19 protein-coding genes are annotated in these 17,934 nt (G+C 68.6%); 9 read left to right on the plus strand and 10 right to left on the minus strand.

Going from position 1 to position 17,934, the window contains the following annotated elements:
* Positions 1-3: 3 nt before the first annotated feature.
* Together ACZZZQ_RS08005 and cycA are read right to left on the minus strand one after the other, a co-directional pair.
* Positions 4-990, minus strand: coding sequence for an aldo/keto reductase (locus ACZZZQ_RS08005; protein WP_463507296.1), 987 nt, complete (start codon positions 988-990; stop codon positions 4-6).
* Positions 991-1,174: 184 nt separating this feature from the next.
* A complete protein-coding gene (cycA, locus tag ACZZZQ_RS08010) occupies positions 1,175-2,635 on the minus strand; it encodes a D-serine/D-alanine/glycine transporter (protein WP_463507297.1) in 1,461 nt (486 codons plus the stop codon).
* A 146-nt stretch (positions 2,636-2,781) separates the two neighbouring features.
* Here cycA and ACZZZQ_RS08015 point away from each other — a divergent pair, with 146 nt between their 5' ends.
* Together ACZZZQ_RS08015 and ACZZZQ_RS08020 are read left to right on the plus strand one after the other, a co-directional pair.
* Positions 2,782-4,254: an MATE family efflux transporter gene (locus ACZZZQ_RS08015; protein WP_463507298.1), complete on the plus strand. Its 1,473-nt coding sequence runs from the start codon at positions 2,782-2,784 to the stop codon at positions 4,252-4,254.
* A gap of 119 nt (positions 4,255-4,373) precedes the next feature.
* The gene (locus tag ACZZZQ_RS08020; RefSeq protein WP_463507299.1) at positions 4,374-4,766 is read left to right on the plus strand and encodes a hypothetical protein; all 393 of its coding nucleotides are present in this window, start codon (positions 4,374-4,376) and stop codon (positions 4,764-4,766) included.
* Positions 4,767-4,773: 7 nt separating this feature from the next.
* On the opposite strand, the gene ACZZZQ_RS08025 is transcribed toward ACZZZQ_RS08020, so the two are convergent.
* Positions 4,774-6,483 carry an AMP-binding protein gene (locus ACZZZQ_RS08025; RefSeq protein WP_463507300.1) on the minus strand — a complete coding sequence of 570 codons (1,710 nt, stop codon included), beginning with the start codon at positions 6,481-6,483 and terminating at the stop codon, positions 4,774-4,776.
* A 191-nt stretch (positions 6,484-6,674) separates the two neighbouring features.
* A complete protein-coding gene (locus tag ACZZZQ_RS08030; protein WP_072592111.1) occupies positions 6,675-7,142 on the minus strand; it encodes an acyl-CoA thioesterase in 468 nt (155 codons plus the stop codon).
* A gap of 169 nt (positions 7,143-7,311) precedes the next feature.
* Between ACZZZQ_RS08030 and ACZZZQ_RS08035 the strand changes: the two genes are divergently transcribed.
* Positions 7,312-7,926, plus strand: coding sequence for a ClpP family protease (locus ACZZZQ_RS08035; RefSeq protein ID WP_053098158.1), 615 nt, complete (start codon positions 7,312-7,314; stop codon positions 7,924-7,926).
* Positions 7,923-8,516 carry a ClpP family protease gene (locus tag ACZZZQ_RS08040; RefSeq protein ID WP_053098157.1) on the plus strand — a complete coding sequence of 198 codons (594 nt, stop codon included), beginning with the start codon at positions 7,923-7,925 and terminating at the stop codon, positions 8,514-8,516. The genes ACZZZQ_RS08035 and ACZZZQ_RS08040 overlap by 4 nt, the downstream gene beginning before the upstream one ends.
* Positions 8,517-8,757: 241 nt before the next feature.
* Here ACZZZQ_RS08040 and ACZZZQ_RS08045 read toward each other — a convergent pair whose 3' ends face one another.
* Positions 8,758-9,114, minus strand: coding sequence for a helix-turn-helix domain-containing protein (locus tag ACZZZQ_RS08045; RefSeq protein WP_463507301.1), 357 nt, complete (start codon positions 9,112-9,114; stop codon positions 8,758-8,760).
* 57 nt (positions 9,115-9,171) lie between these two features.
* Positions 9,172-10,059, minus strand: a complete 888-nt coding sequence (locus ACZZZQ_RS08050; RefSeq protein ID WP_053098155.1) for a helix-turn-helix transcriptional regulator — start codon at positions 10,057-10,059, stop codon at positions 9,172-9,174.
* A gap of 92 nt (positions 10,060-10,151) precedes the next feature.
* Between ACZZZQ_RS08050 and ACZZZQ_RS08055 the strand changes: the two genes are divergently transcribed.
* Positions 10,152-11,024, plus strand: coding sequence for an aldo/keto reductase (locus tag ACZZZQ_RS08055; protein WP_198032420.1), 873 nt, complete (start codon positions 10,152-10,154; stop codon positions 11,022-11,024).
* Position 11,025: 1 nt separating this feature from the next.
* On the opposite strand, the gene ACZZZQ_RS08060 is transcribed toward ACZZZQ_RS08055, so the two are convergent.
* From ACZZZQ_RS08060 to ACZZZQ_RS08070, 3 genes are read right to left on the minus strand one after another with little or no spacing between them, the layout of a single operon-like run.
* Positions 11,026-11,499 carry a MarR family winged helix-turn-helix transcriptional regulator gene (locus ACZZZQ_RS08060; protein ID WP_372984684.1) on the minus strand — a complete coding sequence of 158 codons (474 nt, stop codon included), beginning with the start codon at positions 11,497-11,499 and terminating at the stop codon, positions 11,026-11,028.
* A complete protein-coding gene (locus ACZZZQ_RS08065) occupies positions 11,499-12,158 on the minus strand; it encodes a GTP cyclohydrolase II (RefSeq protein WP_463498440.1) in 660 nt (219 codons plus the stop codon). Before ACZZZQ_RS08065 ends, ACZZZQ_RS08060 begins: the two co-directional genes overlap by 1 nt.
* A gap of 44 nt (positions 12,159-12,202) precedes the next feature.
* Positions 12,203-13,090: a DMT family transporter gene (locus tag ACZZZQ_RS08070; protein ID WP_463507302.1), complete on the minus strand. Its 888-nt coding sequence runs from the start codon at positions 13,088-13,090 to the stop codon at positions 12,203-12,205.
* A gap of 134 nt (positions 13,091-13,224) precedes the next feature.
* On the opposite strand from ACZZZQ_RS08070, the gene ACZZZQ_RS08075 reads away from it, so the two are divergent.
* Positions 13,225-14,061: a sulfurtransferase gene (locus ACZZZQ_RS08075; RefSeq protein ID WP_320489201.1), complete on the plus strand. Its 837-nt coding sequence runs from the start codon at positions 13,225-13,227 to the stop codon at positions 14,059-14,061.
* A 33-nt stretch (positions 14,062-14,094) separates the two neighbouring features.
* Here ACZZZQ_RS08075 and ACZZZQ_RS08080 read toward each other — a convergent pair whose 3' ends face one another.
* On the minus strand, positions 14,095-15,003 hold the full coding sequence (locus ACZZZQ_RS08080) for a hypothetical protein (RefSeq protein WP_053098149.1): 909 nt from the start codon (positions 15,001-15,003) through the stop codon (positions 14,095-14,097).
* Between the two features lie 304 nt (positions 15,004-15,307).
* Here ACZZZQ_RS08080 and ACZZZQ_RS08085 point away from each other — a divergent pair, with 304 nt between their 5' ends.
* From ACZZZQ_RS08085 to ACZZZQ_RS08095, 3 genes are all read left to right on the plus strand, one after another.
* On the plus strand, positions 15,308-15,958 hold the full coding sequence (locus tag ACZZZQ_RS08085) for a hypothetical protein (RefSeq protein WP_053098148.1): 651 nt from the start codon (positions 15,308-15,310) through the stop codon (positions 15,956-15,958).
* Positions 15,955-16,308, plus strand: a complete 354-nt coding sequence (locus ACZZZQ_RS08090; RefSeq protein ID WP_053098147.1) for a hypothetical protein — start codon at positions 15,955-15,957, stop codon at positions 16,306-16,308. Before ACZZZQ_RS08085 ends, ACZZZQ_RS08090 begins: the two co-directional genes overlap by 4 nt.
* Before the next feature lie 85 nt (positions 16,309-16,393).
* Entirely contained in the window at positions 16,394-17,827 is a 1,434-nt protein-coding gene (locus ACZZZQ_RS08095) for an MFS transporter (RefSeq protein WP_463507303.1), read from the plus strand.
* Positions 17,828-17,934: the final 107 nt, after the last annotated feature.

Below are 17,934 nucleotides of genomic sequence, written 5' to 3' on the forward strand. Positions count from 1 at the left end.
GGCTCAACGGTCGACGAACGACATCTGCTGCGGGTTGTAGCGGTCGCCCTGCACCCCGACGCGAGCGGCGAGCTGGTCGAGATCCGCCATCTCGTCTGCCGAGAGCGCCACGGCCGCCGCTCCCGCGTTCTCGGCGATGCGCGAGGTGCGGCGGGTGCCGGGGATCGGCACGATCCACGGTTCGCGGGCGAGCAGCCAGGCCAGCGCGATCTGGCCGGACGATGCGTCCTTCGCCTCGGCGAGTGCCGTGACGTGACTCACGAGGGCCTGGTTCGCCGCCCGGTTCTCCTCGCTGAAGCGGGGGATCGTGCCGCGGATGTCTCCGTCTGCGAATGAGGTGGTCTGGTCGACGGTGCCGGTGAGGAACCCCTTGCCCAGAGGGCTGAAGGGTACGAAGCCGATGCCGAGCTCACCGAGGGTCGGCAGAACCTCACGCTCGGGATCGCGCGTCCACAGCGAGTACTCGCTCTGCAGCGCGGTGACCGGCTGCACGGCATGCGCGCGTCGGATGGTGGATGCCGAGGCCTCGGAGAGCCCGAAATGGCGCACCTTGCCTTCGGCGATCAGCTCCGACACCGTGCCCGCGACGTCTTCGATCGGCACGTCCGGGTCGACGCGGTGCTGGTAGAACAGGTCGATCACGTCGGTGCGCAGGCGCCGCAGCGATGCCTCCGCGACGCGGCGGATCTGCTCGGGGCGGCTGTCGAGCCCGACGCTCTTGCCGTCTTCGATGCGCCACCCGAACTTCGTCGCGATGACGACCTGGTCGCGGATCGGCTCGAGCGCCTCGCCGACGAGCTCTTCGTTGACATAGGGCCCGTACACCTCCGCGGTGTCGAAGAACGTGACGCCGAGGTCGAGAGCCGACCGCAGCACGCCGATCATCTCGTCGCGGCTGCCGGGGTTGGGTCCGTAGCTCTGCGACATCCCCATGCAGCCGAGTCCGACTGCCGAGACCTCGAGGCCCTGTCCGAGTGTGCGAGTGTGCATGTCGAGTCCTTTCGTCAGGGCCGACGCTACGCGCGCTGACGGCCCCGAGGGAGGGCCTGTCGGAACCTCCCACAGGCAGCCGCCGTTCACGATTCAGCACGAGCAGTCCCGGACACCGCAGAACCGGCCGATTCGTCAGGAATCGGCCGGCTGATGCTGAATTGTGAACGCCGAGCCGTCGCGACTACTCCGCCGAGTCGTCGCGCAGGTAGGCGATGTGCGCGGCGTGCCGGGTCAGGTGGTTCTGCGACTTCCGCACGAACAGCCACGCGACGAGCAGCAGCACGAACCAGATCGGGGTCACGAGCAGCGCGGTCAGCGTGTCGGGCTGGGTCGTCAACGCCCACAGGATGAACACGAAGAACGCGAGCACGACGTAGACCATGAAGATGCCGCCCGGCATCCGGAACCTCGATGCGGCGACCTTCTCGGGCCGCCGGCGGCGGTAGACGAGGTAGCTGCACAGGAAGATCGTCCAGACGAACATGAAGCACACCGCCGAGACCGTGGTGACCATGTCGAACGCGGTGCCGATGTCCTTGCCGGCGTAGAGCAGCACGACACCCGACAGCAGCAGGATGCACGACAGGAACAGCGCGTTCTGCGGCACGCGGCGCTTCGACAGGCGTCCGAACAGCCGGGGCGCATCGCCGTCCTGTGCGAGCCCGAACACCATGCGCGAGGTCGAGTAGATGCCCGAGTTGGCGCTCGACATGGCAGAGGTCAGCACGACGAGGTTCACGACGGTCGCGGCGATGCCGAGGCCCGCGAGAGCGAACATCGCGATGAAGGGGCTCTCGCCCGCGACGTACTCGGTCCAGGGCGTGACGGCCATCAGGATGACGAGGGCGCCGACGTAGAAGAGCAGGATGCGGATCGGGATCGCGTTGATCGCCTTCGGCAGATTCTTCTCGGGGTCCTTCGTCTCGGCCGCGGCGGTGCCGACGAGCTCGACGCCGACGAACGCGAAGACAGCGATCTGGAACCCGGCGACGAAGCCCATGAACCCGTGCGGGAACATGCCGCCGTGATCCCACAGGTTCGCGAAGCTCGCCGTGCCCGCATCGTGCTGGAAGCCGGTGAAGATCAGCACGAGACCCGTGATGATGAGCGCCACGATCGCCACGATCTTGATGAGCGCGAACCAGAACTCCATCTCGCCGAAGGCGGCGACGGTGGGCAGGTTCAGCGCGAGCAGGATGACGATCACCAGCACGCCGGGGATCCACAACGGGATGCCGGGGAACAGCGCATCCGTGTAGCCGGCGATCGCGATCACGTCGGCGACTCCGGTGACGACCCAGCAGAACCAGTACGTCCATCCGGTGGAGAACCCCGCCCACGGCCCGAGCAGGTCGCTGGCGAAGTCGCTGAACGACTTGTACTTGAGGTTCGAGAGCAGCAGCTCGCCCATCGCCCGCATGACGAAGAACAGCATGAAGCCGATGATCATGTAGACGAAGATGACCGAGGGGCCCGCGACCGAGATGGTCTTGCCGCTGCCCATGAACAGGCCGGTGCCGATCGCGCCGCCGATCGCGAGCAGCTGGATGTGCCGGTTGCTCAGTGCCCGCTTCAGGTGCTGCTCGTCGCCGTCGGCCGATCCGTCCACCCCGACGGATCCGCCTGTCTTCTCTGTCGTCATCGCTCGAACCTCCGGTGTTCCGTGCCGCGTCCCGCTGCGGCATCCTTCCGACCGTACTTGGCGATCGGGGATGGCATCCAACCGAATCGATTCGATATCCTGGTACGACCCCCGATCATCCCCCAGTTCTGCGAGCCTCTTCTCTCATGGCCACCTCTCTGACCACGGGCCGTCCGTGGCGTGTCATCCTGTCGTTCTCCATTCCCCTGCTGCTCGGAAACGTCGTGCAGCAGATGTACCAGTTCGCCGACGCCGTCGTCGTCGGCCGGCACCTCGGCGTCGAGTCCCTCGCCGCCGTCGGCGCCACCGGCAGCCTGCTGTTCCTGCTCATCGGCTTCGCCTGGGGTCTGACCAGCGGTTTCGCGATCCCCATCGCGCAGGCGTTCGGAGCGGGTGACGGTGCCGCCGTGCGCCGCTCGGTCGCGACCGGCGTGATCCTGACCGGAATCACGAGCGTGGTGCTCACGATCGTCGCGCCCCTGATCGCCCGGCCCGTGCTCGAGCTGCTGCAGACGCCGGCCGAGCTCATGCCCGAGGCGACGGTCTTCACCCAGATCAGCTTCATCGGCGCAAGCGCGACGATGTTCTTCAACTACCTCTCGGCCGTCATCCGGGCGATCGGCGACTCGCGCACACCGCTCATCTTCCTGACCGTCTCGTGCGCGCTCAACGTCGGCCTCGTGATCCTGATGGTCGGTCCGCTCGAGTGGGGAGTCGGCGGCGCAGCCCTCGCGACCGTCGTGGCCCAGGCCGTCTCCGTCGCACTGTGCCTCGAGTTCGTGCGCCGTCGCCTGCCGATGCTGCACCTGCGTCGCGCCGACTGGCGAGTCACCCGCGACGACTTCAGGGAGCACCTGCGCCTCGGTCTGCCGATGGGATTTCAGGCATCGATCATCGCGATCGGCACGCTCACCGTGCAGGTGGCGCTGAACACGCTCGGCTCGGATGCCGTCGCGGCCTACACGACGGCATCCCGCGTCGACGGCCTCGCGGTCGCCTTCCTCTCGTCGCTGGGCCTCGCGTCGTCGATGTACACGGCGCAGAACCTGGGCGGGCGCCGCCCCGACCGCATCCGTCGAGGGGTCGTCGAGGGCACCTGGATGGCGATCGCCGCCGGCATCGCACTCGGCGTCATCATCATCGCGTTCGGCACGCCGATGGTGCGCCTGTTCGTCGGTGAGGGGTCCGACGAGGTCGTGCGGCTCGCGCACCTCATGCTGATCATCAACGGATGCGGGTACTGGGCCCTCGGTGTGCTGTTCGTGCTCCGCGGGGCGCTGCAGGGCCTCGGCCACACCCTCATCCCCACCGTCACGGGCGTGATCGAGCTGGTGATGCGCGTGGGAGCGGCCGTCGTGCTCGGCGCGCTCATCGGATTCGAGGGCGTCGCGCTCAGCAACCCTCTCGCCTGGCTCGGCGCGATCGTGCTGCTGGTGCCCGCGTACGTGCGCGCTCACCGGTCGCTCGCCCGCATGCCGGTCGACCCGATCGAGTCCACCGAGACGTCGGCGATGGCGATCATCGGCCCGACCGACGGCTCGATGGTCGTCGACGCGGTCGTCACCCAGCCGGTGCGAGTGGTCAAGAGGACACGGTTCGCACGGTTGAAGCGCCGCTGAACAACGCGTCACGGTTGAGGAACATCATCCTTCAGATGGATGCCCAGAATGCCGACACTTCGTAATGTTGGTGATGCGGAGGTTCCGCGGACCGGGGGGTCGTGATGACATCGTCAAGGGTGGCAAGCGAACTGGCATCGATACTGGTGCCGATCGGAGTGGTGGGGGCCGTGCTCGCGGCGCTGTGCGCGATCGTGGCGGGAGTCGCGATCATGCGCGGAGCGGCGGGTCTCGCCGGCGGAGCAGTAGGACTGTGGATCCCGAGCGCGATGCTCAGCACCACGGCATCGTTCGCGAATCAGTGGACGCCGCTGCTCGTGTCCGGCATCGTGCTCGTCGCGATGCTGGTGATCGGAGCCGTCGCACGCGGGATCGTCAACGCGGGCGAGCCTGCCCGTGAGGTCGTCCGCGCCGCGCGGATCCAGGCTGTCGTCGACGCGCCCGAGCCGACGGTCCCGGCGCGCTCCACGAAAGCGCCGAGCACCGGCAGTCAGCCTGCGCTCGCAGGCTGAGCCGCACTCAGCGGTAGTCGCGATCCCGGTGCTGCGCGGCCTCGTCTCCTGAGGCCACGCGCTCGGCCTCTCGGGCGCGCAGTTCGACCCGGCGGATCTTGCCGGAGATCGTCTTGGGCAGCTCGGGCACGAACTCGATGATCCGCACCCAGAGGTGCGAGGACAGCCGGTCGTGGGCGTACGCGAAGATCGATCGCGCGGCCTCGGCGTCGGATCCGACCGCGTCGGGGCGCAGGCACACGTACGCCTTCGGGACTGCGAGCCGCGTCGGATCGGGGCTCGGGATCACCGCCGCCTCGATCACGAGGTCGTGCTCCAGCAGCACCGACTCGAGCTCGAACGGCGAGATCTTGTAGTCGGACGCCTTGAACACGTCGTCCGCCCGGCCGATGTAGGTCAGATAGCCGTCGGCATCCCGCTGGGCGATGTCGCCCGTGTGGTGGTATCCGCCGACGCGCGACTCGGCCGTCTTCTCGGGGTCGTCGTAGTACCCGGCCATGAGCCCCACCGGAGGATGCACCAGGTCGAGCGCGATCTCGCCCTCGTGCTCGGCGAGCTCACCGGTCGCGGGGTCGAGCAGCACGACGGGGTACCCGGGCAGGGGTCGTCCCATCGATCCGATCTTGACGACCTGACCGGGGGAGTTGCCCACGCAGGCCGTCATCTCGGTCTGGCCGAAGCCGTCGCGGATCGTGCCTCCCCACGCCTCCTGCACCCGGTCGATGACCTCGGGGTTCAGCGGTTCGCCGGCTCCGACGAGCTCGCGCGGCGGGTGGGTCAAGCGCCCGAGGTCGGCCTGGATCAGCATCCGCCACACGGTGGGCGGCGCGCAGAACGTCGAGACATGATGCGCGTCCATGACCTGCATGAGGGTGTTCGCGTCGAAGCGGTCGTAGTTGTAGACGAACACGGTCGCCTCGGCGAGGAAGGGCGAGTAGAAGCTCGACCACGCATGCTTCGCCCAACCCGGCGACGAGATGTTCAGGTGCACGTCGTCAGGGCGCACACCGAGCCACCACATGGTCGACAGATGCCCGATCGGGTACGACACGTGGGTGTGCTGCACGAGCTTCGGACGGTTGGTCGTGCCGCTCGTGAAGTAGAGCAGAGCCGTGTCATCGGCGGGGGTCGCGGCGTCGGGCTCGAACGTCGTCGGAGCGTCGGCGGAATCGTCGAAGCGCGTCCACCCGGCCGGAATGCCCTCGCCCACCCCGATGCGCAGGACGTCGCCGTCGATGTCGGCGATGCGCTCGGCCAGGCCGCCGAGCGTCACGATGGCGCGGGCGTGTCCGTGGTCGACGCGGTAGGCCAGGTCGGATGCCGAGAGCAGCGTCGAGGTGGGGATCGACACCGCGCCGACCTTGGTGATGGCGAGCATCACCTCCCAGAGCTCGATGGTGTTGCCGAGCATCACGATGACGTGGTCGCCCCGCCCGATGCCGAGTCCTGTGAGCCAGGCGGCGACCTGGTCGGAGCGGCTCGACAGCTCTCCGTAGGTCCACGACTCGAGGCTGAGGTCGGCTGACACGATCTGCACCGCCGGGCGGTCGGGCGACTCGCCGGCGATCACATCGAACCATTCGAGCGCGAAGTTGAACTCAGCGGGCGCAGGCCAGGCGAACCCCTCGCGTGCCGCGGCGTAGTCCGTCGCGTTCGCGAACAGGAAGTCGCGCATCTCTCTGATCGCGGTCGTGGCTGCGGTGGCGCTGCGGCTCATTCTGGGCTCCTTTGCTCGGCAGACGTGTTCCATCCTCGCACCGAGCGCAGACGCCGGCCTCTGACCCCCGCACCTGCGGAAGGAGATCCCTCGCTCAGAAGGACCGAATCCACTGCGTGGTCCTTCGGTGCGAGGGATCTCCTCCTGAACGGAGGCTCGAACACGGGCGGACGAGCGGGCGGGAGCCGCGGCTAGGGCAGACGGATCGTCCCCGTGGCGATGCGCTCGGTCGGCATCCGATCGCGGTTGTACGTGATCTCGTCGTATCCGTGCGGCGTCGGCATCCCGTCGTCGTCCAGGCTCACGAACACGATCTTCTCGATCGTGAGGATGCGCTTGCGCGTGATCATGTTGCGGGCGACGGCGCGCATGGTCAGAGACGTGGTGCCGAAGTGCGTGGCCTGCAGGCCGATCTCGATCAGGTCGCCCTGCACGGCTGAGGCCTCGAAGTTGATCTCGGAGATGTGCTTCGTCACGGCCCGATAATTGCCCAGCTGCACGATCGCGTAGATCGCGGCCTCTTCGTCGATCCACTTCAGCAGGCTGCCGCCGAACAGCGATCCGTTCGCGTTGAGGTCTTCCGGCTTCACCCATTTGCGGGTGCGGAAGTTGATGCCGTCTTCGGACCACTGCCACTCGGGTGTCTTCTGCTTCGCCATGCTTCGAGGGTAGGAGTCGCGTGAGTCGGGGGTGTTACGCGAGGATGCCGAACCGATCTGCACGGGTGGATCTGCTGGGGCCGATCTCCTCTGGGCCTATCTGCTCTGGGCCGATCTGCCGCGAGCGGATACTCGCCCGCACTCCGACACGGCGGCGGATGCTGGGGCCATGAGCGAAGACAACCCCATCCCGCAGTTCGGCCCCGAGGCCCGCCGGGCACTGTTCCACGAACGAGTGCTCGTGCTCGACGGCGCCCTCGACGACGACAACGGCACGCTGCTCATGACGCAGCTGCTCACCCTCTCGGCGGAGGATCCGACGACCGACATCGCCCTGTGGATCCATTCGCCCGGTGGTTCCGTGCCGGCGATGCTCGCGATCCGCGACCTCATGACCCTCGTGCCGAACGACGTGTCGACCCTCGCACTCGGGCTCGCGTGCAGCGCCGGGCAGTTCCTCCTCTCAGCCGGGGCGAGGGGCAAGCGCAGGGCGCTCCCGCACGCGCGCATCCTCATGCATCAGGGCTCGGCGGGGATCGGCGGCTCGGCGGGCGAGCTCGAGACGCAGGCCGACGACCTGAGGCACATGCGCGACACCGTGCTCGGGCTGATCGCGGCCGACACCGGACAGCCCGTGGAGCGCATCTTCGAGGACTCGCTGCACGACCGCTGGTACACGGCGGAGCAGGCGAAGGACTATGGGTTCATCGACGAGATCGTCGCCTCGCTCGCGGATCTCATGCCGCGTCGTCGGGCCCGGGTCGGACTGGGGGCGGGCGCATGAGCGGCTACACGATCCCCAACGTCATCGCGCAGCATCCGCGCGGTGAACGCGTCATGGACGTCTACTCGCACCTGCTCGCCGAGCGGGTCATCTATCTCGGCACCGGCATCGACGCCGGAGTCGCCAATGCTTTGATCGCGCAGCTGCTGCACCTCGATGCGGACAGCCAGGATTCCGGCATCCAGTTCTACATCAACAGCGAAGGTGGCGACCCGGGGGCGGCGCTCGCGATCTACGACACCATGCAGCACGTGCGTCCGGCGATCGCGACGACGTGTGTGGGTCAGGCGATCGGGCCGGCGGCGCTGCTGGTCGCGGCAGGGGCTCCGGGGCAGCGGGCAGCTCTCGCGCACGCCCGCATCGTGCTGCATCAGCCGGCGGGCCAGTCGCGGGGAGCGATCCCCGACCTCATCCTCGCGGCGGACGAGGTCGTGCGGGTGCGTTCCGACATGGAGTCGATCCTCGCCAGGCACAGCGGACGCTCGCTGAGCGAGCTGCGCGCCGACACCGACCGGGATCGCGTCTTCACGGCATCCGCCGCCCGGGACTACGGTCTGGTCGACACCGTGCTGGGGGAGCGGGCGGACTGAGGGGCCACGGCGTTCGTCTGCAGGATCGGGGCACGGATGCAGGATTATTCTGCCGTTCTGGTCCTGCATCCGTGCCGAAGTCCTGCAGACGGACGGACCCGCAGACGGACGGACCCGCAGACGGACGGACCCGCAGACGGACGGACCTGCAGACGGACGGACCTGCAGACGGACGGACCTTCGGATGGGCGGACCTTCAGACGGGCGGACCTTCAGACGGGCGGGCAGACGAGACGAGCCGTCAGGCGGCGAGGGCGAAGGCCCCGCGGGTGGCGGACACCGCAGCGGATGCCGGAGCCGTCGTCGCCTGGCGCAGCTCGTCGGCCACGGCGCTCGTCAGTTCGATCAGCGAGGTGTCGAGGGCCCCGGCGATCGCCGCGATCATCTCGCTCGACGGCTCCTTGAGTCCCCGTTCGACCTCGGAGAGGTATTGCGGCGAGACTCCGGCGTTCCCTGCCGTCTCGGTCAGGGTCTCGTCCCGGTCGTGTCGTCGACGGCGCAGCTGATCGCCGACCATCTGGCGCCAGAGGGGCTCGGGCTCACTGGGACGAGGGCGGGCAGAGCGAGGTGCGCGAGGGAACGGGACGAGGTCGGCCATGCCTCACGATAATCCGCCGTCAGCGCACGATTCGAGCCGTTCTGCTCACAGCAGAAATCAGGCCTCGGTGCGCTCTGAAGGCGCATCGATGGTCCCATCGGCAGCGTCGGTCGCCGCCCAGCTGGCCAGCATCCGCAACTTGTCGGCCGATGCCGTTCCCGGCTCGGCCGTGTACGTCGACATCTGCAGGCCCGGGTCGGCAGGCAGCTCGAACGCCTCGTAGGTGAGTTCCATCTCGCCGACGACGGGGTGGTTGATCCTCTTGACGCCGCTGCGGTGGAAGCGCACGTTGTGCGCCGCCCACAGGGTGCGGAACCGCTCACTGCGCGTCGACAGCTCGCCGACGAGATCGGTGAGCTTGCGGTCGAACGGGTTGCGCCCCGCTTCGCCGCGCATCGCGGCCACGAGCTCCTGGGTGTTTCGCTCCCATTCGGGGTAGAACGTCTGTGCGGCCGGGTCGAGGAAGGCGAAGCGGGCGCTGTTCGGCACCGGGGTCGTGAAGAGCGGCGCATAGAGCGCGCGGCCGAGCGCGTTCGCCGCGAGGTAGTCGAAGTAGTTGTTGCGCACGATCGCCGGCGCCTCGGTCATCGCGTCGAGCAGGCGCAGGATGCTGGGGCGCAGCGTCTCGACCTTCTTGCGCGGCTTGCGGGCGACGGGTGAGGCGTTCGCGGTGCGGGCGAGATCGAACAGATGCGCGGTCTCGGCCTCGTCGAGCTGAAGAGCACGGGCGAGCGCATCGAGCACGCTGTCGGAGACGCCGGACAGATCGCCCCGTTCGAGCCGGGTGTAATAGTCGACGCTGACGCCGGCGAGCAGCGACACCTCTTCACGGCGCAGCCCCGGCACACGCCGGTTGCCGCCGAATGCGGGGAGGCCGGCCTGGTCGGGGGTGATGCGGTCGCGCCTCGACGAGAGGAATTCGCGCACCTCGCTGCGGGTGTCCATGTATGCGACGGTACGCCCCCTGTCGCGACGAAGGGAGGTACTGGTGGACTCTCCCTCGCGTGTGAGCGGACGCGCACACTGGAGGTATGACGATGAACATCACGCTCAACACCGGCATCGAGATGCCTGCCCTCGGCTTCGGAGTGTTCCAGGCCGCTCCGGACGAGACGGTCGATGCCGTCAGCACCGCTCTCGAGACCGGCTACCGCCTGATCGACACCGCCGCCGCCTACGGCAATGAGCGCGAGGTCGGCGAGGCGATCCGCCGCACCGGCATCGCGCGCGACGAGGTCTTCATCGAGACCAAGGTCTGGATCAGCGATTTCGGCTACGACGAGACCCTGCACGCGTTCGAGAAGTCGACGGGCAAGCTCGGGGTCGATCAGCTCGACCTGCTGATCCTGCACCAGGCCCTGCCGACCCGCTTCGACCTCACCCTGGGTGCCTATAAGGCGCTCGAGACCCTGCTCGCCGACGGTCGGGTGCGCGCCATCGGCGTCAGCAACTTCATGGTGGAGCACCTCGACAAGCTGGCGGCGGAGACGAGCATCGTCCCCGCGCTCAACCAGATCGAGGTGCACCCCTACTTCCAGCAGCGCGAGGTGCAGCAGGCGGATGCCGCGGCCGGCATCGTCACCCAGGCGTGGTCGCCCATCGGCGGCATCACGGCCTACCGCCCCAACGGCGCATCCGTCTTCGACGACGAGACGCTCACGGCCATCGCCGCAGAGCACGGCAAGTCGCCGGCACAGGTGATGCTGCGCTGGCACCTGCAGCAGGGCCGCTCCGCGCTGCCGAAGTCGGTGCGTCCCGCCCGCATCGCCGAGAACTTCGACGTCTTCGACTTCGAGCTCACCGCCGACCAGCTCGACGCGATCGATGCGCTCGACACCGGTGTGCGCCGTGGCCCCGAGCCCGAGGACGTCACGCTCGAGACCTTCGGCCGCGAGATCCCCGAGGCGTGACCTAGAGAGCGGCGGCGACGCCGGGGAGCAGCTTGGCCGAGATCGTGCCGAGCTGCTCCCTCTCCTCTGCGGTCAGAGGGTCGAGGATCAGTTCGCGGATCTGCGCCACATGAACGGGCGCCGCCGCCCGCAGCAGGTCACGACCGGCATCCGTCAGCGCAGCGGTCAGCGTGCGCTTGTCGCTGCTGCACGAGGTGCGCGTCACCCAGCCGCGGTCTTCGAGCGAGTCGATCGCGTGGCTGAGTCGTGAGCGGCTGAGCCCGGCGATCTGCGCGAGCTCGGTCATCGGGATCGCGCGATCACCCTGACCTGCGAGGGTCACCAGGATCGCGTAGTGCGAGTGCTTGAGTCCGGTCTCGGCCTTGAGCGTGCGATCGAGGACCTGCGGCAGCAGCTGCACGAACCGGATGGTCGGCAACCACGTCTGCATCTCCGCATCGTCGAGCCTCCGCTCGCTCGCCACCTGCGCGTTCATCAGGCGGCTGACAGGTCGAGCGTGTGCGAGGTGTGGTCGCGCTTGGCCTCGAGGTAGCGGTGGTTCGCGTCCGACAGGTGCACGCCGGTGGCCACCTGCTCGGTGACGCGGATGCCGAGGGCGTCGAGCTGTGCCGCCTTGTCGGGATTGTTGCTCAGCAGACGGATGCTGTCGACGCCCACCGCCTGCAGCATCTGCGCGGCGATCGTGTAGTCGCGTTCGTCTTCTCCGCGGCCGAGTGCGACGTTCGCCTCGTACGTGTCGAGGCCGGCATCCTGCAGCGCGTACGCGTCGAGCTTGGCGTAGAGGCCGATGCCCCGACCCTCCTGGCGCAGGTAGAGCAGGAACCCGCCGTCTTCGGCGATGCGCTCGACGGCTTCACGCAGCTGCGGGCCGCAGTCGCAGCGCTCAGAACCGAACACGTCACCGGTCAGGCATTCGCTGTGCGGACGCACGAGGGGTGCGTCGCCGCCGTCGGCCGCGCGCTCCATGGCGGCCCTCCAGTCGCCGAGCCCGAGCAGCAGATGCTCGCGGCCGTCGATCAGTCCGTCGAACGTGACGACATCCGCCGTGGTCGAGAACCCGTCGGCGAAGCGCATCGGCACGCGCACCCGCGTCCGCTCTGTGGCGACCGGAACGACGGTTGAAGTTTCAATCATGTCGGGTGCAACGCGCCGACGCCCGGGATATTCCCGCTGGCGCACTACTCCGCGGAACGACGACGCACGGGCTTGAGCTCGCTGGCGAGGATGCCGAGCACCACGAGCGCTCCGCCGATCAGTGCGGCGACGGGCAGGCGTTCACCGGCGATGCGCCCGATCACGGCCGCCCAGACCGGTTCGCCCGCATAGATGATCGTCGCGCGGGTCGGGGACACGGACTTCTGGGCCCAGTTCATCGTGAGCTGGATGACGCAGCTCGCCACTCCGAGTCCGACTGCGCAGCCGACCCAGATCCACGAGAACTCGGGCAGGCCCTCGCCGACGATCGGCATGGTGAGGATGCCGAGCACTCCGGCGGTGAGGAGCTGGATGATCGTGATCCTGCCGAGGTCGATCCGGCCGGCGAACACGCTGATCAGGATGATCTCGGCCGCGATGGGCAGGGTGCTGATGAGCGTCAGGATCTCGCCCGCCCCGAGGGTCAGGGCGAACGCATCGGGTCCCGCGATGAGCAGCAGTCCGAGGAACGCGAGCGCGGCGCCCACGAACGCCATGGCCGGTGGGCGCTTGCGGAAGACGGCCCACTGCGCGAGCGGCACGAGAGGGATGTACATCGCGGTGATGAACGCCGAGGTGCTCGAATCGATGGTCTGCAGCCCGACGGTCTGCAATCCGTATCCGAGATAGATCATCACGCCGATCGCGACCCCGGCGCCGATGTCGCGCCAGCGGATGCCGCGCAGCGCCCGTCGGAAGATGACGATGCTGATCGCGCCGGCGACCAGGAACCGGATGCCGACGAAGAACCACGGCCCCGAGTGCTGCATCGCCCAGTGCGCCAGGAGGAATGTGCTGCCCCAGACCGCCGTCACGGCGATGAGGGCGACCTCCTGTCGGCGCAGGCTCATGAAGCGGAATCGAGTGGACATGCTGTCCTTTCTCGACGCGGCCGGGACGAGCCTAGCGCCGCGCCGACCGCCGTCTCGAATCGCCGGTCGGCCCGATATGTCGACGGAATACGGCCGGGTGCGCGATCCGGACGGCGTCTCGCTAGCCTCGGATCATGAGCAACTTCGTGAGCGCCACCGAACTGCGCGATCTGCTGACGTCCGAGACCCCCGTGCGTGTGATCGACGTGCGCTGGCGACTCGACCGGCCCGACGGCCGGGAGGACTACCTCGCAGGCCACATCCCGGGGGCGGTCTTCGTGCCGCTCGCGACCGAGCTCGCCACCCACGGCGAACCCTCGGACGGCCGGCACCCCCTGCCCTCCACAGCGACGCTCCAGGATGCCGCCCGGCGGTGGGGTGTGAACCGGGGTGACGTCGTCGTCGCCTATGACGACGCCAAGGGAGTCAGTGCGTCACGAGCATGGTGGCTGCTGCGTCAGGGCGGTGTCGACGTGCGCGTCCTCGACGGCGGCATCCGCGCGTGGACGGCCGCCGGCCTTCCGGTCGCCGACGATGACGTGCAGGCCGAGCCCGGCGACGTCGTCCTCGACGAGATCGGCGGCGATGCGATCTCGATCGACGAGGCCGCCTCGTTCGTCGACACCGGTGTGCTGCTCGACGCGCGCGCGCCGGATCGCTATCGGGGAGAGCACGAGCCTTTCGATCCGATCGCCGGGCACATTCCGGGCGCGCTCAACGTCCCGATGGCCGCCCATCTGGATGCCGAGGGTCGGATCCTCGACACGCACACCCTTCAGGCGACCTTCGCCGCCCTCGGGGTGACCGAGGGGACGCCCGTCGCGGCCTACTGCGGCTCGGGCATCACTGCGGCGCACACCGCGCTGGTGCTGGATGAGATCGGCATCGAGGCGAAGGTCTTCCCCGGCTCGTGGAGCCAGTGGTCGAACACTCCGGGGCGTCCGGTCGCGGTCGGCGATCAGCCCGGGTGAGTCGGTCGACTCTGAGCCCGCGAACGGGCGCGGTCAGCGCCCGTCGGCGTAGCTCCAGGCGACGCCGAGCAGTCCGGGTCCGAATGCGCGTCGCACCTGGTGCACCGAATTGCGGCCCTCGAGCGACAGCTCGGTGAGCTTCGAGCCGTCCGGCGTCTCGACGCGCTCTTCGATCCGGTCGGGCAGCGCGTCGGGGTGGAATCGCGTCCACACCAGCAGCTCCCTGGTCTGCCGGGCGACGGCGTGGCCCGTCTCGCGCTGCGGGGGATAGTCCGGCGGGTAGGCGACCGACCACTCGACCATCGCGGTGCTCGGAGCAGTCAGAGGAACGTCGAGTTCGAACAGGACGCCGTGCACCTCGCCGTTCGGATGCGAGTACCGGGCCGCGATGCGTCCTCCCGCCACCGCCTCGATGAACGGGGCGGGAGTGCTGATGCCCGGTGTCATCTCGAGGAACGGGATCGACGCGACGGTGCCGACGGTCGACTGCACGATGCTGCGCGTGATCGAGTACGAGACGTTGCCCGCGGCATCCACGTCCGTCACCGAGTGGGTCGTGAGTTCGCGCGACGTGTCGGGGTACTCCGCGCCGAGAGCGGCGAACGCCTCTTTGACGGCGTCCTCGAGCTCCTGCTCGTCGAGCGGGAAGAGGTTGGGTCCGAGCGGACCGGTGCGGTTCGTGGTGCCGAGCAGGGCGGTGAGAGAGCCGGGCTCGAGGTGCAGCAGCTGCTCGATGTCGCCGAGCGCGGCCATCGACTGGGCACCCTCGGGGCGCCGAGCTCCGGACCGCCAGTAGCTGAGCGTCGCCATGGACACGCTGTTGCCGCGGGCGCGCAGCTGCTCGTGCAGCCGCGCCAGAGTCAATCCACGCGCATTGATCGCGTCGCGGAAGGACGCTGCGAATACATCGGCATATCGGCGCAGACCACTTTCCATGCTCATCACAGCACCCCCTCCGGTATGTGAAGAATCGAGCCCTAGAGTGAGCATACGACCACACCAGCATCGCGTAGGGGACGAGGTGCTATTTCTGGGGTCTATCGGCTGAGCAGTCGTGAGCAGGGTGCCCGACCTCGCGACCACTCGGCCTGACGCAGTGTCGCCCCCGTCGCTGCGTTCTGTCGCGGGGCCTGATGATCGATCTGGGGAGATCCATCGGGCCCCGCGAACACCTCTCCGGTGTCGGCGCTCACTCAGCGCCCCCGCGTAGACTGGGGGGAACACCCCCGGAGGACCCTCGATCTTCATGTCTGCCACCGCCCGCGCGTTCACCGTGCGTCATCTTCAGCTGCTGCGCGCGCTCTTCGCCGCCGCCGCTGCAGTGATGATCACCTTCTCGCCCGATCACTCGGCGGCCGTCGGTCTCTCCGTCTTCAGCGGCTTCGTGCTCACCACCGGCCTCGTGATGATCGTCGCCGCGTGGCTCGTCTACCCGGCCGGTCAGCGCTGGCCGTCCGTCGTGTTCGCCCTGCTGAGCTTCGTCGCCGGGATGACCGCCGGTGTGCCCGCATGGCGTACCGAAGACCTCTTCTTCGTCGTCGTGATCGCCTGGGCGGTCTCGACCGGCATCCTCGAGCTCGTCGTCGGACTCCGCGCGCGCAAGGCCGGCGACGCGACCGCACGGGACTCGATCACCCTCGGCGCCTTCGGCCTGCTGCTGGCCGTGCTCCTGATCGCGATCCCGGCGGGCTTCGTGCAGCCGTACGCCATCGAGGGAGCCGGTGCGTTCGAGCTCACCGGCATCATCCTCGGCGTCGGGATGTTCGGCGGATACGCGGCCATCGTCGCGGTCTTCCTCGGCATCGCCGGTCTGACCCCGAAGCGAGCGGATGCTGTCGCCGCCGGGACCACGATCGAGAACGACCCCGCCCCCGCCGGGCACGGAGGAGAGCGATGAGCGACGAGAAGCCCACCCGACGCGACATTCTGCGCCCGCTGCACCTGCTGGGCATCGCTCTCGGCTGCGGTGTCTTCGCCGCGGTGGTGACGCTCGTGTCGACCGGCGCCTTCACCGCCCGGGTGAACAACGCCATCGCGAACGGCACCTACGACGGCCTCACGCCGATCGCGCTCGGCCTGGTGGTCGGCGGCGGCGCATTCATCGTCACGCTGCTGTTCCTCGCCATGCTGATCCTCGTGGTCGACCCGGCCGAGGTCACCAAGAAGGTCGACCGCCCCGTGCTGTTCGACCCAGAGACTCCCGACGAGCCCGGCGCCGACAAGCCGGGCCGCACCTCCTCCTCCTGACCGGATCGCAAGCTCCTCCTGACCGGATCGCAAGGTTCTCCATCGCGACCGGAATAGTCCCGGGCTGCGACGGCTTGTCCCTGTAGTGACTGCCTCGATCGACCGCGCCTCCATCGGACTCAGGTCGGAACGAGGCCCGGTGCTCGGGGCCCTCATGCTCGCCACGGGGCTGATCGCGATCGACGCGACGATCCTCGCGACCGCGGTGCCCAGCATCGTGCGCGATCTGGGCAGCTACCAGCAGTTCCCCTGGCTCTTCTCGGTCTATCTGCTCGCACAGGCGGTCAGCGTGCCGATCTACTCGCGGTTCGCCGATACGGTCGGCCGCAAGCCGATCATCCTGCTCGGCATCGCGCTGTTCCTGCTCGGGTCGGTGCTCTCCGGCTTCGCCTGGAGCATGACCGCCCTGATCGTGTTCCGCATCATCCAGGGCCTCGGCGCCGGTGCCGTCGCGCCGATGTCGATGACGATCGTCGGCGACATCTATACGGTCGCCGAGCGCGCCAAGGTGCAGGGGTACATCGCCTCGGTGTGGGCGATCTCCTCTGTCGTCGGGCCGGCGCTCGGCGGCATCTTCGCCCAGCTCGACGCCTGGCGGTGGATCTTCTGGGTCAACATCCCGCTGTGTCTGATCGCGGGATGGATGCTGCTGCGGCGGTATCACGAAGAGAAGCAGACGCAGCGTCATCGCATCGACTACGCCGGTGCCGTGCTGCTCACGGTCGGACTCACGGGTCTGATCCTCGGGATGCTGGAGGGCGGCAACGCCTGGGCGTGGCTGTCGATCCCCAGTGCCGTCTGCTTCGGACTCGGCGCCGCGGCGCTCGTGACCTTCGGCCTCGTCGAGCGTCGCGCAGCCGAGCCGATCGTGGACCTGCGCCTGGCGGCGCGGCCGCTGATCCTCACGACCACGATCGTCTCCCTGGGCATCGGCGCCCTGATGACCGGCGTGACGAGCTTCGCACCCGCATATCTGGAAGGGTCCATCGGCATCGCACCGCTGCTGTCAGGGTTGGCCGTCGCGGCGCTCACCCTCGGCTGGCCGCTCGCCGCCGCGAACGCGGGCCGGCTGTACATGCGGATCGGTTTCCGACGCACAGCGCTCACCGGCATGTCGATCACCGCGGTCGCGGCGATCGCTCTGGCGGTGGTCTCTCCCTGGCCCAATCCGTTCTCGATCGCCGCCGTGGCATTCGTCCTGGGCTTCGGCCTCGGCTGGAGCGCGGCCCCGACGCTGATCGCGGCTCAGGCCTCGGTCGGCTGGGGCGAGCGGGGTGCCGTGACCGGCATGAACGCCTTCGCCCGCTCGGCGGGCAGCGCGCTCGGGGTGGCCGTGTTCGGCGCGATCTCGAACTCGGTGATCGCGCAGGGCGCGGGACCCGAGGACCCGGCGACCATCATCTCGGCATCCGTCTGGGTGTTCATCGCTGCCGCCGTCGTGGCCGTGCTCACCTTGATCGCCGCGGCGTTCATGCCGCGGGATCCGGCGGGCGCGCACTCCGGAGAGCCCCGCCCCTAGCCCGCACGGCGTTGGTGACCCGGCGCCGGGTCAGATTCGTGCGGGGTCGCTTCGCTGCGGGGTCACTTGGCTGCGGGGTCACTTTCGCATCCGATTCGGCCGATTGC

It is taken from the genome of Microbacterium sp. AC132, assembly GCF_979258525.1.

Coding starts and splice junctions, on each gene's coding strand:
- ACZZZQ_RS08025 (WP_463507300.1), bottom strand. CDS start 6,483: ATGAGCCGCAGCGCCACCGCAGCCACGACCGCGATCAGAGAGATGCGC.
- ACZZZQ_RS08065 (WP_463498440.1), bottom strand. CDS start 12,158: ATGATTGAAACTTCAACCGTCGTTCCGGTCGCCACAGAGCGGACGCGG.
- ACZZZQ_RS08070 (WP_463507302.1), bottom strand. CDS start 13,090: ATGTCCACTCGATTCCGCTTCATGAGCCTGCGCCGACAGGAGGTCGCC.
- ACZZZQ_RS08090 (WP_053098147.1), top strand. CDS start 15,955: ATGAGCGACGAGAAGCCCACCCGACGCGACATTCTGCGCCCGCTGCAC.
- ACZZZQ_RS08055 (WP_198032420.1), top strand. CDS start 10,152: ATGAACATCACGCTCAACACCGGCATCGAGATGCCTGCCCTCGGCTTC.
- ACZZZQ_RS08060 (WP_372984684.1), bottom strand. CDS start 11,499: ATGAACGCGCAGGTGGCGAGCGAGCGGAGGCTCGACGATGCGGAGATG.
- ACZZZQ_RS08085 (WP_053098148.1), top strand. CDS start 15,308: ATGTCTGCCACCGCCCGCGCGTTCACCGTGCGTCATCTTCAGCTGCTG.
- ACZZZQ_RS08040 (WP_053098157.1), top strand. CDS start 7,923: ATGAGCGGCTACACGATCCCCAACGTCATCGCGCAGCATCCGCGCGGT.
- ACZZZQ_RS08030 (WP_072592111.1), bottom strand. CDS start 7,142: ATGGCGAAGCAGAAGACACCCGAGTGGCAGTGGTCCGAAGACGGCATC.
- ACZZZQ_RS08075 (WP_320489201.1), top strand. CDS start 13,225: ATGAGCAACTTCGTGAGCGCCACCGAACTGCGCGATCTGCTGACGTCC.
- ACZZZQ_RS08045 (WP_463507301.1), bottom strand. CDS start 9,114: ATGGCCGACCTCGTCCCGTTCCCTCGCGCACCTCGCTCTGCCCGCCCT.
- cycA (WP_463507297.1), bottom strand. CDS start 2,635: ATGACGACAGAGAAGACAGGCGGATCCGTCGGGGTGGACGGATCGGCC.
- ACZZZQ_RS08080 (WP_053098149.1), bottom strand. CDS start 15,003: ATGAGCATGGAAAGTGGTCTGCGCCGATATGCCGATGTATTCGCAGCG.
- ACZZZQ_RS08035 (WP_053098158.1), top strand. CDS start 7,312: ATGAGCGAAGACAACCCCATCCCGCAGTTCGGCCCCGAGGCCCGCCGG.
- ACZZZQ_RS08015 (WP_463507298.1), top strand. CDS start 2,782: ATGGCCACCTCTCTGACCACGGGCCGTCCGTGGCGTGTCATCCTGTCG.
- ACZZZQ_RS08050 (WP_053098155.1), bottom strand. CDS start 10,059: ATGGACACCCGCAGCGAGGTGCGCGAATTCCTCTCGTCGAGGCGCGAC.
- ACZZZQ_RS08005 (WP_463507296.1), bottom strand. CDS start 990: ATGCACACTCGCACACTCGGACAGGGCCTCGAGGTCTCGGCAGTCGGA.